This is a genomic window from Ruania alba, from assembly GCF_900105765.1.
Lineage (GTDB): Bacteria > Actinomycetota > Actinomycetes > Actinomycetales > Beutenbergiaceae > Ruania > Ruania alba.
In genome coordinates, this window is sequence record NZ_FNTX01000001.1 from 1,992,898 (window position 1) to 2,005,918 (window position 13,021).

Below are 13,021 nucleotides of genomic sequence, written 5' to 3' on the forward strand. Positions count from 1 at the left end.
ACGATCGACTCGTGACGTCGTCAATTCTGATCGCGACGCCGGCAGTTATCCAGCACTGTGGGCCACGCGACCCGCGATCCCGGAGCCGCGCACGGTCCCTGACCGACTGGGTCGTCTCGCGCTTGTGCCTGGACGACGGGGCGTCGATCGCGCAGGATGGACTCCTGGAACGAGGAGAGGCACCACCACAGATGGAGTACGACAGTCCCGCGGCCGACCCGGCCGCCCACTGTCCTGACCACCGCAGCCTGACGATCCCGGCGAGCTCCACGGCGGTGATACCGGTATGAGTGTCCTGATGCTCCTCGTCGGCATCCTGGTGATCCTGGCGATCATCGCCGCGAACGGGTACTTCGTCGCCCAGGAGTTCGCCTACATGTCCGTGGACCGTTCCCGGCTCGGTGCCCGCGCCGAAGCCGGCGACAGCGCCGCGGCCCGCGCGCTCGCCGTCACCCGGCGCACCTCGTTCATGCTCTCCGGGGCCCAGCTGGGTATCACGGTCACCGGTCTGCTGATCGGCTACGTGGCCGAACCCCTGGTGGGTGAGGCACTCGGGGAACTCCTCGGTGGAGCCGGTGTACCGACCGCCGTCGGGATCTCGATCGGCACCGTCACCGCACTGGCCCTGTCCACCGTGGTGCAGATGATCTTCGGTGAGCTCTTCCCGAAGAACCTCGCGATCGCCAACCCGGAACCGTTGGCGTTGGCCCTCGCCAGGTCCACCAGGATCTATCTCAGCGTCTTCGGTTGGCTGATCACCGTGTTCGACCATGCCGCCAACGGCCTCCTCCGGCTGTTCCGGATGGAGCCGGTGCATGACCTGGACTCCTCGGCCACCCCGGACGATCTGGAGCACATCGTGGCCGACTCCCGGGAGAGCGGCGACCTGCCGGAGGAACTGTCCATCCTGCTGGACCGCATCCTCGACTTCCCGGACAGGGACGCGGAGCACGCGATGATCCCCCGCTCGCAGGTCGGGACGGTCCCCGTGCGCGCCACCATCGCCGACGTGCGCCAGCGGATGGCCACCGAGCACACGCGGTACCCGGTGGTCGACGATCACGACCAGGCGGTCGGGGTGGTCCAGCTCGGGGACCTGCTGGCCAGTAATCTTTCCGACGACGCCCCGGTCACCCGTCTGATGCGTGAACCGGTCCTGGTGCCCACAGCGATGACCCTGCCGGACGCCTTCACTCAGCTCACCCACGCTCATGACGAGCTCGCCTGCGTGATCGATGAGTACGGCGGGTTCACCGGAATCCTCACGATCGAGGACCTCGCCGAGGAACTGGTCGGTGAGGTGACCGACGAGCACGACCCTGAGCAGGAGGGCACCATCACCGCCGAGGGTGAGACCACCTGGGTGATGGGCGGCGACGTCCACGTCGACGAGGCGGAACGAGCGATCGGACACGATCTGCCGCAGGGCGACTACGAAACGGTGTCCGGGCTGTTGCTCGCCGAGCACGGGGCACTGCTGGCCCCTGGCGAGACGGTGCAGATCCTGCTCCCGCTCGACCCGGCAGACCTCGTCGAGGACGCTCCCGAACGCCACCTCATCCTGGCCGAGGTGATGGACGTCGAACGGAACGTCCCGGCCACGGTCCGCCTCACCGTGCAGGTGCAGGACCCGTCCGAGGACGAGGGGGCACGCTGATGGACAACCCCGTGCTCGTGCTCGGCGTGACCGTGGCGATCATCGTGCTCAGCGCCCTGTTCGTGATCGTCGAGTTCTCCCTGCTGGGCGCGCGGCGGCACCGGCTGGAGGATGCGGCGGTCACCAGCCGGTCCGCCCGGGCGGCGCTGCGGTCGGTGAACGAGCTGACCGTGATGCTGGCCGGCGCCCAGCTCGGCATCACCGCCTGCACGTTCGCCCTCGGTGCCATCACCAAACCGGCCGTCCACCACTGGTTCACACCGCTGTTCGAGACCTGGGGCATGCCGACGTGGACGGCCGATGCGGTGGCCTTCGCACTGTCCCTGCTGATCGTGACGTTCCTGCACCTCGTGGTGGGCGAGATGGCCCCGAAGTCGTGGGCGATCGCGCACCCAGAAGGGTCGGCGACGGCGATCGCAATCCCGGCTCGAGCGTTCATCTGGCTGTTCCGTCCGCTGCTGCTGTGGGTCAACATGATCGCGAACCGGCTCGTCGCTGCCACGGGCGTGACGCCGGTGAACCAGGCAGCCGTCGGCGGACAGGATGCAGCCACGATCCGCCACCTCGTGGAGCACTCCGCCGCAGTCGGCACGATCGAGCCGTCGTTCCGCACCCAGATCGCCCGAGCGATCGACCTGGACTCCCTCGAGATCGTGGACCTGATCCGCCCCGGGGCGATCCCCACCGCGGTACCGCCGAACGCGACGGTAGGCGATGTTCGCCAGGCCTCGATCAGATCCGGCCACCTGCGGATCCTGGTCTACCGCGACGCGCCCGGCCGCCCCCAAGTGGTCCACGTGCGGGACACACTGCTCGAGGATTCCCGCCGGCCCGCGGCCGAGCTCTCCCGGGAACCACTCAGCCTGGACGGACAGACCCCGGTGCACGAGGTACTCGCGCTCATGCGTGATCACGGCGAACAGCTCGCGGTGGTGACCGAGGGCGAACGGTTCGTGGGAGTCGTCACGATCACCGACATCCTGCGCCGGGTGCTTCCCCGTGGGGGCGACGGTGCACCAGCACCGGCGTGAGGCGCCCGGCGTTTCCCGACGCAACAGAGCGCGTACCGCTCGCACTGGACTTACTGTAACTCCGAGCGCGCTATCCGCGCGGGGATCACTACCGTCGAAGGAGATTCGCATGGACACCACCATCGGGATCGTCTGGAACCCCACCAAGTGCGAGCGTTCGGACCTCGAGGATCCGGCACAGAAGGTGCTCGACGAGCAGGGCGCATCCGCCAGCCTCCACTGGTTCGAGACCACGGCCGAGGACCCCGGGCATGGCCCGGCCCGCGAGGCGCTCGAAGCAGGCTGCACCCTGGTGATCGCGGCCGGTGGGGACGGCACCGTCCGGGCCGTCGCCGAGGAGGTCGCCGGCACGGAGGCACACCTAGGGATCATCCCGCAGGGCACCGGGAACCTGCTGGCGCGCAACCTCGACATCCCGTTGGGAATCGATGCGGCCGTGGAACACGCGCTCACCCAGCCCGGTCGCGCGATCGACATGGGGTGGGCGGAGATGGAGATCGACGGCGAACAGCAGACCCACGGTTTCCTGGTGATGGTCGGCTTCGGCGTGGACGCCCAGATGATCACCGAGACCGACGAGAACCTCAAGGACACGATCGGCTGGGTGGCCTACGCCGAGGCGATGGGCCGGGCGATCGCTGCCAGTGACCTGGTGGACCTCGAGCTGGGTATCGACGAGGCCGACCCGCAACAGGTGCAGGGCCACACCCTGCTCATCGCCAACTGCGGCACCATCACCGGCGGGATGCGGCTACTGCCCGACGCCCGCCCCGATGACGGCCTCCTCGACGTGCTGATGGTCAGCGCCGCCGGGATCACCGGGTGGGCCGACGCACTGAAGACCCTCACCTGGGACAACGGGCTCAAGCGCCTGCTCCCCGGCACCGACGACGAGGCGGCGACCAGCGACAACGTGGCCCAGCACCAGGCCCACACCCTGCGGGTACGGCTCTCCAGCGCCCAGGCCGTCGAGATCGACGGCGAGGAGATCGGCGAGACCGCCACGGTGACCGCCCGCCTGGACTCGGGGGCGCTCACCGTGCGGTAGCGCTCAGGCGCGGCTCACGTCTCGCGCCAGTATTGGGTGAAGAGCGCCGGGTCCGGGTCGTAGGCCCACACCGCTCCGGAGGCGGCCATCGCGCTGCGCACCACCCGTCGATCGGCGAGACTCTGCCGGATCCGGTGCTCGATCCCGTCCGGGTCGAACCGATCGATGATGTCGGCTCGAGCACGTTGCACGGCATCGGCGTACCTCGGGTCCTCCGCCAGGTCGTGCCGCTCGTCCGGGTCGGTGGCGAGGTCGAACAGCTGGTGACCGTGGCCGTGCACGTAGATGTACTTGAGGTGGCCCTCGCGCCGCATCCAGCACGGTGCGTACACCCCCTCGGAGTGGTACTCCACGAACACTGGTGCCGGTTCGGCAGTGTCCCCTCGCAGCTCGGCGAGCACACTGCGACCGTCTGGCCGTACTGGCTGCACGCCCACCAGTTCGCACACGGTCGGCACCAGGTCGATGAGCGAGACCGGGGTGCTGCTGGTGGTGCCGCTGGCCTGCACCGGGCCACCGCCGATGATCAGCGGCACCCGGGCGGACCATTCGTAGAAGGTGCGCTTCTGCACCATCCCTCGCTCGCCGAGCATGTCGCCGTGGTCACTGGTGAACACGATCAACGTGTCCTCGGCATGCCCGGTCTCTTCCAGCACGTCCAGCAGCTCACCGACCTTGTCGTCGATGTAGGTGACCAGCGCGTAGTAGGCGCGGCGCGTGCGCGCCACCTCCTCGGGGTCGGTGAGGTCCACCCCGTCCACGCCGTGCAGGGTGTCCACCCACTCGTCCATCGCCGAACGCGGCAGATCCTCATCCGCCGTCACCCGCACGGGCTCGGTGGCGACGTCGGCGTACATGTCCCAGTACTTCTGCGGTGCCAGGAACGGCTCGTGCGGATGGTGGTAGGACGCCACCAGCAGGAACGGGTCGGACTCGGGCTCCGGGGTGGGCACCTGCAGGGAGCCCCGCCGTGAGGTGCGCCGGGACCGCAGGTACTCCAGCGCCCGGTAGTGGGTCTCCTCATCGAACTGCAGCTGTTCAGTCCACTGCACCGGCCCTGAGCTGACGTAGTCGATCGCGATCGGCGGCCCGTCGGGATTGCCGGGGTGGACGAACCGCCCGACGGCGTCCCGATCCGGCGTCCAGGCCAGGGTGCTGGGGAACATGTCCGTGGTGAGCCGCTTCGCGAAGCCGTGCACCTGGTCGGCGCCGACGAAGTGCATCTTTCCGGCGAGGGCCGAGTCGTACCCGGCGGTACCGAGATAGTGCGGCAGCATCGGGATGTCCGAGGCGATCGGCGCGGCGTTGTCCCAGGCGCAGTTCGTGGAGGCGAACCGCCCGGAGAGCATCGAGCTGCGCGAGGGCGAGCACACCGGGACCGGGCAGTAGGCGGCGTCGAAGCGCACGCCCTGCTGGGCCAGCCGGTCCAGGTTCGGGGTGCGCACCACCGGGTGGCCGTACACGCCGGTCAGCTCGGCCACCATCTGGTCAGCCATGATGACGAGCACATTGGGACGGTCAGACAAGACGAGCATCCTCTCGTGTGATGAGTTCAGTGAGCATGCGCAGCTGGGTCGCCGCCCGCTGCAGACCGGTCGCGGTCGGTGTGGCGGCCGCGACCTCACCGATCACCTCGACGACGATCGGTGCGTTCGGCCAGCGACGCGCCACCTGCCCGCACAACCCGGCCACGTCGAACGGTCCATCCAGGGGGAACGTGCGGTCGCGGTAGCCGAGCAGCTCCGGAACGGGACGGTCATTGGCGTTGGAGACCTGGAAGGCGAGGACGTCCACGCCGTCGAGGTGACGCAGGTCCTCGAGGGACTGACCGGACCTGAAGAAGTGGAACGAGTCGAGCAGCACGCCGATCACGTCCTGGTCCAGGCGGGCCAGCACGGGGGCGAGCTGCTCGGCGCGGCGGAGCACCTCATGGTGACCGATCGGTTCGACGGCGAGCCGCAGGCCCGCCTCTCGTGCGATCGGTACGGCCCGGCGCAGCCCCGCGGTCACAGTGTCCGCGTCCCCGCCCGGCCGCATGAACGGCATCACGAAGAACTCCGCCCCGGCGGTGGCGGCGGCTTGCATCTCGCTTCGCATCCCCGCCCCCACCTGCTCGTCCCATTGCACGTGCCACCCGTGCAGAGCCTTCGTGGGTGAGACGCCGAGGAGGCGAACCCCCTGCTCACGCAGGGTGGCCGGGACGCCGTCGGGATCCTGCGCCAGCACCTCGCCGGTGAGCTCAACGCATCCCAGGCCGTGCCGGGCAGCGCCCTCGATCACCTCCACCGCGCTGGCCGCCGGGACCGTCTGGTTGTTGATGCCGGTCCGGGGGGCCAGGCGCGGCCGATCAGTCATCGAGCACGTCGACGAAGGTGGTGGTGTCGATGTAGTCCTCGGGCTGGAGCTCGGCTCCCTCGAGCGCACCGATCTCCTCGAACGTGGACTGCATCGTGCCGATCCACTCCAGCACGGTGCCGTCCTGGTACAGTTGCGCCCACTCCTCGTTCGAGTAGGCCTCGGTCTGGGCGTACAGGGCCTCGCACTGCGCGCGGTCCATGTTCTCCTCGATGCGCGGGCAAAACACGTCCAGCGCGGCGGCCGGGTCGTCGACGATGTCGGTGTTTGCGGCCTGCCACGCACGCACCATGCCCTCCACCAGGTCTGTCTGCCCCTCGTAGAACTCGTTCGAGGCGACCCACCCGCCGGAGATCGGTGCGTCCAGGTCGGCGGCGCTGGCGAGCAAGGTGGCCTCGGGCAGGTTCTCGGTCACCTGCTGATCGAACGGCGCCCACAGTGAGGCCGCATCGACCCCTCCGGTGACGAAGGTGTTGGCGACCGCCGGCATGTCCAGGTTGACGACCTCCACCTCGTCCCGGGTGAGACCCGCCTGGTTCAGCGCGACCTGCAGGATGAGATCCGAGGCGGTTCCCGAGGTGGTGGCGATCGTGGAGCCGGCAAGCTCCTCCACGCTGGTGATCCCGGACTCGGGTGTGGCCCAGATCTGGTGGATGTCGACCTGCTGATTGTTCAGCACGATGGCGTGCCCTTGCCCCTTGGCGGGGAAGTTGGCGATGACGGCGCCCATCACCCCCACATCGAGGCTTCCGCCGGTCAGTGCCTGGGAGAGGGAGATGCCGGTCTGGAAGGCCGTCGCCTCGATCTCGATGCCTTCGTCGGCGAAGTAGCCGGCCTCGTCGGCCACGAAGAGCTGGGCGATGTCGTGTGCGCCCGGGATGTAGCCGACCCGGACGGTGGTCGTCTCACCCTCGGTGGTGCCTCCCTCCTCCTCTGCCGGTCCGGAGCAGGCGGCCAGGGCAAGGGCGGCGGCCGCTGTGACGGCCGCCGCGGCGCTGAGACGGGAACTGATCATCATGGTGTCCTTTCGTTGGTGGCCTGCGGCTCGGTGTCGTGGAGCAGGTGCTCCACATGCCGGCGCAGACCGATGAACTCGTCGGTGAGCTTGATGTCGTGGTCGCGTCGATCGCCCCAGGGGACGTCGACGACCTCCTGGATGCGGGCGGGCCGGGCGCCCATGACGACGACCCGGTCGGCCAGGTACAGCGCCTCCTCCACCTGGTGGGTGACGAAGAGGACGGTGCGGTGCTCCTGCCTGGAAATGTCCAGCAGTGCTTCCTGCATGTGCTCGCGGGTCTGCGCATCGAGCGCCGCGAAGGGCTCGTCCATCAGCAGGATGGTCGGGTCCACCGCGTAGGCACGGGCGATGGCCACCCGCTGGCGCATCCCACCGGACAGGGTCTTGGGCAGGGCGTCGCGGAACGCGGTCAGGCCCATCAGGTCGAGATAGCGGTCCACGATCTCGGTGCGCCGGGCCGGATCTCCCGTCCACGCGCCGAGTCGGGTGCCGAAGCCGATGTTGCGCTCGACCGTGAGCCACGGGAACACCGCGTACTCCTGGAAGACCACGCACCGGGACGGGCCCGGACCGGTGACCGGTTCGCCGCCTACCTCGACGGTGCCCCCGTCCGGGGAGAGGAAGCCGGCGACGGCGTTCAGCAGGGTGCTCTTGCCGGAGCCGCTGGGGCCCACGATCGCGACGAACTCCCCCTGGGCTACGGAAACGCTGATGTTCTCGAGCACGCTGACCCGCCGGCTGCCCCGGCCGAAGCCGACGCTGAGGTCGCGGACGTCCAGGTCCATGGATGCGGTCATCGTTCGCCCCTGTCCTGCCAGCGCAGCACGCGCGCGGCGATCAGTCGGATGATGAGGTCCATCGCGAGCGCCGCCGCCCCGATGAGGATGATCCCGGCGTACATCCGGGGCACGTCGAGGAAGTTGCTCGCGTTCTGGATGGCGGCACCGAGCCCGTCCTGGGCAGCCACGAGCTCGGCGGCCACCAGGGAGGACCAGCCGATGCCGAGGGAGATGCGTGCGGCCGTGAAGATGTGCGGTGTGGACAGCGGCAGGATCACCTTGCTGAACAGTTCCAGCCGGCTGGTTCCGAGAGTGCGCCCGGCGCGGATGTACTTCTCCTCGATGCTGCCGATGCCCTCGTAGACCACGATCACGGTGGCGAAGAATCCCGCGTAGATGAGGATGACCTCCCGGGCCACCTCCCCGATGCCGAAGTAGATGACGACCAGTGGCACCAACGCGATCGGCGGCAGTGCGCGGAAGAAGTTCACCAGGGGGTTGAAGGTGACCCGGGCCCGGGGGAACCAGCCGAGGGCGAAGCCGACCGGGATGGCCAGCGACATCCCGATCGCGATGCCGATGATCACGCGGCGGCTGCTCACGATCAGGTCGTGCAGGAGGTCACCGGAGAGAAGTCCCTCCACCAGGACGGCGCCCACGTCCCCGGGTGGCGGCAGGAGCCCTGGTCGCATCGCCCCGAAGGTGGAGGCGAGCTGCCATGCGGTCAGGATGATGAGGAAGCCGAGGGTGCCCAGGATCGCGTCGACGATCGCTCGGCGAACCCGTCGCGCTCGTTCGGCCGCTCGACTGGGTGGTTGCGGCGGACCACCGGGCTCCGCCGACGGTTCGGCTAGTTGCTGTTGCATGGACGTCGATGGCCTCCGCATAAGTAGGATCATTCTTGATCCTTTGGTGCGATCTATGAACGAATGCCACCATCACCGGGTTCAGTACTGCTTGTCAAGCCCATGCTGGACAGATCAGTCGATCTTCTCTATGGTTCTACTTTTAGTATCGACGAAGAGACACGAGGTCAGCACATGCCAGTACCTTCGGCCCGCGCTGCGGTCGAGCATGCGCATCACCAGCTCGTCGAGCTGATCGCGCAGCAACGCAAGTCCGGCGATCTCCGGCTGCCCCCAGAAGCAGCACTCAGCAGCACGCTCGGCGTTTCACGCAACACGTTGCGCGAGGCACTGGCACAGCTTGAGGCGCAGGGCACCGTGACCCGACGGCGCCGGGTGGGCACGGTGATCAACCCAGAGCCGGACCAGAGTGATACCCCGGCCCCACCGGCATACCCGCTGGACACGATCGTCTCCATCCCGGACTTCTTCGCCCAGGTGGACCGGCCGGTCACCGTGACCTCGGTCGCCGTCGTCCGTGAACGCCCGGACGCCACGCTGATCGCGCAGCTGGGGCTCACCTCCGACGACGAGGTGTACCGGGTACGGCGCACCTACGTCGAGGACGGCGAACCGGTCGCGGTCAGCGAACACGTCATCCCGCGGATGCTGCACGGGCACGGCATCCACATCGAGGCCCTGACCGACGGTGTCTCGACTTTCCTCTCCGAGGTCGAGAACATCAGCATCGACCAGGTCGAGCACATCACCTCCGCCGTGCCGGCCGGTGACGCGCTCGCGCGAGACCTGGCCCTGGCACCGGGCAGCCCGGTGCTCGTCGTCGAGGCATCCCTGCGCAGCGCCGAGGAAGACGGCACGTTGCGCACCGTGACCCTCGGGCACCTGTACTTCGACCCCCGGCGCGTTCATCTCCGGTCGACGGCCACCCCGCCCGACCACCAAGCCGCGCACCTCGTCAGCGAACGACCGCCCGGCTCACTGTGATCCGGCCGGGACGGCGGGGTCCGCCGGATCGGCCGGCTCCCCCGGTCCGCCCGGGTGGGCCAGCTCCGCGGGCTCAGCGCCACGTCGCTCCTGCGGCACCGGGACGTCCACGCGCTTCACCTCGCGTGCCCCGTCGGCACCGAATGCGTACACGCTCGCCCGCACCTGGTCCTCGTACAGAGCGATCTTCAGGCCGGCCGGGTCGGCACCGCCGATGCCCCGACCGCCCCAATCGCCGGACGGACCGTACTGGGTGGTCACCGCGACGGTGTTGACGATGGTGACCGGGTCCGTGGCTGCCGGGTCGAACCAGTGCTGCACGCTCCAATCCTTCAGCTCGGGCGACCAGTGCGTGTGGCTGTTCAGCAGGATGACGTTCGGGTTGGCCTGCAGGAGTGCAGCGACCCGCTCGGTGTCCTCCCCGAAGTCGTTGCGGTAGAAGCTGGCGTAGGTGTTGGCGAACACCTAGTGGGAGAACAGCAGCACCGGGGGTGTTCTGCTCACGCCAGTGCGCGAGCCGGTCGGCGAGCCAGGTGTACTGCTCGTCCGACATCTCTACGAACGGGCCACTCCCCCGCTGTTCGGCGTAGTCGGAACCCTCGCTGCCGATCCAGAGCAACGGCATTGAGCCGTGCACCATGAGCTCGCCCCAGAGGCCGCCCTGGTCGCCCACGTCGCGCATTCCGATCATGTCCAGGTGCCGGTCCAGGGAGGTCTGCGAGCCGTCCCAGCCGTAGAACTCGTGGTTGCCGATGGTGGAGACCGACTGCTCGGAGCTCCCGCCGCCGGCCCGAACGCCGCGAGGTAGTCCTGCCACAGTTGCGTGGCGCCGTTGACCACCGGGGTGCCGGCGGCTGGCTCGAGCGAGCGCAGCCCGGGCAGCACCTACTCCTGCAGTCGTACGTTCGAGCCCTGCACGTCGCTGAACACGTCCACCGCGGCCAGCACCTCGGCATCGGAAGCCAGCGGGCCCAGCGGGGCCACCACCTGCAGGTCGTCCACCATCCAGGAGCCGGCGACGCTCGGCCTCGAACTCGAACATCACGGTCATCGTGCGGGCGCCGGGCGGCACGGTCACCGGCAGACGCAGTCCTGGGCTCGGTAGTCGAGCGCGGCGCCGCCTCGGCTACACGACGGCAGTCGGGTCCACGCCGAGGGCCACGATCGGTCTCAATACCCGTGAGCCTTGTCCACAACGTTCAGCAGTGGTTCGCCGTCCCGGTAGCGCCTCAGGTTCTCCAGCATGATGTCCACGCCACGTCGCCGCGTTCCCGGCGTGGTTGCGCCGTTGTGTGGCGTAAGGATCACGTGCGGCATGTCCCAGAACTCGCTCTCCTCGGGCAGGGGTTCGACACCGTGGGCGTCGATCCCCGCGCCCGCGATCGAACCGGTGCGCAGCGCATTGAGCAGCGCTGTGTCGTCAGCGATCCCACCGCGGGAGATGCACACGAAGAAGCTGTGGTCGGGCATCGCCGCGAACTCGTCGGGCCCGAACATCCCACGGGTCTGGGGCGTGAGTGGTGCCGTGACAACCACGAAGTCCGACTGGCGCAGCATCGCGTGGAGGTTCCCAGGGGTGAAGACCTGGTCGACATCCGGATCCTGGACCTCGGCACGTCGCCGCACAGCGAGCGTACGCATCCCGAACGCCTTCGCCTTGCGCGCGAGATCGGCGCCGGCGTTGCCGAGACCAATGATGCCGACGGTCTGGCCGAGCAACTCGCCATGGACGTGCCGGTCCCAGCGCCGCTCCTCCTGCGCACGGAGCCAGCGGGGGGCATCCCGGTCGAGCATCAGCATCATCATCATGGCGTGCTCGGCCAGGGGCACACCGCCATTGCCCGCCGAGGACGTCAGGATCACGTCGCTCGCGCGCATCTCCTCGCTGAGCTGGCTGTTCGGGCCCGCGATCCAGCTGTGCACCCACCGAAGGCTGCAGGCCGCCCGGAGCTGGTCCGGGCCCACCGGACCTACGATCACTGCCGCCCGTCCCAGCTCCGCAGAAACATCGGCCAGGTCGGGAACGAACAGGACTTCGTGCGACCCAACTGCTTGCCGGGCGCGGTCGCGCTCAGTCTCGCCGAGCTCCCCGGTGACGATGATCAGATCAGGCATGCGCTGTGAACACCCGGCTGTCCGCGTTCATCGACAGGATGCGGTTCCAGTCGTAGGTCACTCCGAGCCCGGGTCCTGTCGGGACGGCGACGCAGCCGTCCGTACCCACTGATCCGACGTCTTCGGCGTAGTCGTCGGCGTAGACCGGAGGATGCAGCGGGTTACCGGTCTCGGGATCCAGCAGGCCGAGCTCGTAATAGTTGGTGTTCCGGATGGCCGCCATACAGTGGCGCTGGGCCGGGCCGGACGCATGGACCTCCATGTCGATCCCGAGCGCCTCAGCCGCGTGAGCTGTCTTCATCACCCCGGTAATACCCATATCAAGCTCCGGATCCGCCCGCAGGAAGTCGGTGGCACCCGCGATCGCGAGCTCCACCCGCTGGTCGAGACCGCGGACGAACTCCGTGATGAGCAGCGGGGTGCGTACCCGGTCTCGCAGAATGGCGTGACCGAGGCGGGCGTCGTCTCGCATCGGGTCCTCCCACCAGAAGGCTCCGACCTCGTCGCACACCGCTCCCAGCTTCAGTGCGTCGGCCAGCGTCGACAGGCCGTTGCCGGGATCGGTCATCACATCAGACCGCCCGGCGGACCCCTCCGCTGCAGCCCTGAGCGCAGCGATCTCGTCGCGTACCCGGCCAGTGCCAGGGCCATGGATCTTGTACCCGGGTATTCCTCGCTCAGCGCACCAGTGCGCATAGTCCCGATAGCTCTCCGGTGTGGCCAGTCCGCCAAGCCCATGGCCGCCACCGACAGTACTGACATAGGCGGGTAGGCGGTCGCGGTACCGTCCCAGCAGGGCTGAGATCGGCTGACCGGCAGTCTTCCCCATCGCATCCCAGAGCGCGATGTCGATCGCGCCGTACCCGATGCGATCCGATTTTGCCTGTGCCCGGTTGGCGTGGTCCCACAGTAGTTCTCGCTCACCGAGTGACCTGCCGACCACAGCCTGTGCCAGCGCTGCGACCTGCGGAGTGGCGAGGGGTGGCGCGCTCCAGAGCGTGATGTAGCTGCCCTCGATACCCTCTGAGGTCCTGATCCGGACTCCGAAGCGTCTGGTCGTGCGCGTCGGAGGCGCCGATCCTGGGAGCTTCCGACCCAGCGCGTCGTAAGCATAAGTGACCGTGTGGTCGAACTCGACGATCGTGAGCTCGGTGATCGTAGGCATCTG

The 13,021-nt window shown here is 68.5% G+C and carries 13 protein-coding genes; 5 read left to right on the forward strand and 8 right to left on the reverse strand.

Annotation, left to right across the window (positions count from 1 at the left end):
* Positions 1 to 11 precede the first annotated feature (11 nt).
* The 4 genes from BLU77_RS21730 (at position 12) to BLU77_RS09160 (ending at position 3,736) form a co-directional block, all read left to right on the forward strand.
* Positions 12 to 290 (forward strand): hypothetical protein, encoded by a 279-nt coding sequence (locus BLU77_RS21730; RefSeq protein WP_139177691.1) that lies wholly within the window; start codon positions 12 to 14, stop codon positions 288 to 290.
* Positions 287 to 1,657 (forward strand): hemolysin family protein, encoded by a 1,371-nt coding sequence (locus BLU77_RS09150; RefSeq protein ID WP_089772646.1) that lies wholly within the window; start codon positions 287 to 289, stop codon positions 1,655 to 1,657. Before BLU77_RS21730 ends, BLU77_RS09150 begins: the two co-directional genes overlap by 4 nt.
* Positions 1,657 to 2,688, forward strand: a complete 1,032-nt coding sequence (locus tag BLU77_RS09155) for a CNNM domain-containing protein (RefSeq protein WP_089772647.1) — start codon at positions 1,657 to 1,659, stop codon at positions 2,686 to 2,688. Before BLU77_RS09150 ends, BLU77_RS09155 begins: the two co-directional genes overlap by 1 nt.
* 109 nt (positions 2,689 to 2,797) lie before the next feature.
* Positions 2,798 to 3,736 carry a diacylglycerol/lipid kinase family protein gene (locus tag BLU77_RS09160; protein ID WP_089772648.1) on the forward strand — a complete coding sequence of 313 codons (939 nt, stop codon included), beginning with the start codon at positions 2,798 to 2,800 and terminating at the stop codon, positions 3,734 to 3,736.
* A gap of 14 nt (positions 3,737 to 3,750) precedes the next feature.
* Here the strand turns inward: BLU77_RS09160 and betC are convergent, their stop codons facing one another.
* From betC to BLU77_RS09185, 5 genes are read right to left on the reverse strand one after another with little or no spacing between them, the layout of a single operon-like run.
* Entirely contained in the window at positions 3,751 to 5,262 is a 1,512-nt protein-coding gene (gene betC, locus BLU77_RS09165) for a choline-sulfatase (RefSeq protein ID WP_175477002.1), read from the reverse strand.
* Positions 5,255 to 6,091 (reverse strand): sugar phosphate isomerase/epimerase family protein, encoded by an 837-nt coding sequence (locus BLU77_RS09170; RefSeq protein WP_089772650.1) that lies wholly within the window; start codon positions 6,089 to 6,091, stop codon positions 5,255 to 5,257. The genes betC and BLU77_RS09170 overlap by 8 nt, the downstream gene beginning before the upstream one ends.
* Positions 6,084 to 7,106, reverse strand: a complete 1,023-nt coding sequence (locus BLU77_RS09175; RefSeq protein WP_175477003.1) for an ABC transporter substrate-binding protein — start codon at positions 7,104 to 7,106, stop codon at positions 6,084 to 6,086. The genes BLU77_RS09170 and BLU77_RS09175 overlap by 8 nt, the downstream gene beginning before the upstream one ends.
* Complete coding sequence (locus tag BLU77_RS09180) at positions 7,106 to 7,906, reverse strand: ABC transporter ATP-binding protein (RefSeq protein ID WP_217632386.1); 801 nt, start codon at positions 7,904 to 7,906, stop codon at positions 7,106 to 7,108. The genes BLU77_RS09175 and BLU77_RS09180 overlap by 1 nt, the downstream gene beginning before the upstream one ends.
* Positions 7,903 to 8,754, reverse strand: coding sequence for an ABC transporter permease (locus tag BLU77_RS09185; RefSeq protein ID WP_217632387.1), 852 nt, complete (start codon positions 8,752 to 8,754; stop codon positions 7,903 to 7,905). The genes BLU77_RS09180 and BLU77_RS09185 overlap by 4 nt, the downstream gene beginning before the upstream one ends.
* Positions 8,755 to 8,928: 174 nt before the next feature.
* On the opposite strand from BLU77_RS09185, the gene BLU77_RS09190 reads away from it, so the two are divergent.
* Positions 8,929 to 9,738 carry a GntR family transcriptional regulator gene (locus tag BLU77_RS09190; protein WP_175477004.1) on the forward strand — a complete coding sequence of 270 codons (810 nt, stop codon included), beginning with the start codon at positions 8,929 to 8,931 and terminating at the stop codon, positions 9,736 to 9,738.
* Here the strand turns inward: BLU77_RS09190 and BLU77_RS09195 are convergent.
* The 3 genes from BLU77_RS09195 to BLU77_RS09205 form a co-directional block, all read right to left on the reverse strand.
* A complete protein-coding gene (locus BLU77_RS09195) occupies positions 9,730 to 10,203 on the reverse strand; it encodes a hypothetical protein (RefSeq protein ID WP_089772654.1) in 474 nt (157 codons plus the stop codon). The two genes, BLU77_RS09190 and BLU77_RS09195, sit on opposite strands and share 9 nt — an antisense overlap.
* Positions 10,204 to 10,908: 705 nt before the next feature.
* Positions 10,909 to 11,853, reverse strand: a complete 945-nt coding sequence (locus BLU77_RS09200) for a D-2-hydroxyacid dehydrogenase (protein ID WP_089772655.1) — start codon at positions 11,851 to 11,853, stop codon at positions 10,909 to 10,911.
* Positions 11,846 to 13,018, reverse strand: a complete 1,173-nt coding sequence (locus BLU77_RS09205) for an enolase C-terminal domain-like protein (protein WP_089772656.1) — start codon at positions 13,016 to 13,018, stop codon at positions 11,846 to 11,848. Before BLU77_RS09205 ends, BLU77_RS09200 begins: the two co-directional genes overlap by 8 nt.
* Between the last annotated feature and the right edge of the window lie 3 nt (positions 13,019 to 13,021).

What these genes read in the sequence shown, in the direction of transcription:
- BLU77_RS09155 (WP_089772647.1), top strand. Translation starts at nt 1,657, where the DNA reads ATGGACAACCCCGTGCTCGTGCTCGGCGTGACCGTGGCGATCATCGTG.
- BLU77_RS09170 (WP_089772650.1), bottom strand. Translation starts at nt 6,091, where the DNA reads ATGACTGATCGGCCGCGCCTGGCCCCCCGGACCGGCATCAACAACCAG.
- BLU77_RS09190 (WP_175477004.1), top strand. Translation starts at nt 8,929, where the DNA reads ATGCCAGTACCTTCGGCCCGCGCTGCGGTCGAGCATGCGCATCACCAG.
- BLU77_RS09160 (WP_089772648.1), top strand. Translation starts at nt 2,798, where the DNA reads ATGGACACCACCATCGGGATCGTCTGGAACCCCACCAAGTGCGAGCGT.
- BLU77_RS09150 (WP_089772646.1), top strand. Translation starts at nt 287, where the DNA reads ATGAGTGTCCTGATGCTCCTCGTCGGCATCCTGGTGATCCTGGCGATC.
- BLU77_RS09180 (WP_217632386.1), bottom strand. Translation starts at nt 7,906, where the DNA reads ATGACCGCATCCATGGACCTGGACGTCCGCGACCTCAGCGTCGGCTTC.
- BLU77_RS09205 (WP_089772656.1), bottom strand. Translation starts at nt 13,018, where the DNA reads ATGCCTACGATCACCGAGCTCACGATCGTCGAGTTCGACCACACGGTC.
- BLU77_RS09200 (WP_089772655.1), bottom strand. Translation starts at nt 11,853, where the DNA reads ATGCCTGATCTGATCATCGTCACCGGGGAGCTCGGCGAGACTGAGCGC.
- BLU77_RS09175 (WP_175477003.1), bottom strand. Translation starts at nt 7,106, where the DNA reads ATGATCAGTTCCCGTCTCAGCGCCGCGGCGGCCGTCACAGCGGCCGCC.
- BLU77_RS09185 (WP_217632387.1), bottom strand. Translation starts at nt 8,754, where the DNA reads ATGCAACAGCAACTAGCCGAACCGTCGGCGGAGCCCGGTGGTCCGCCG.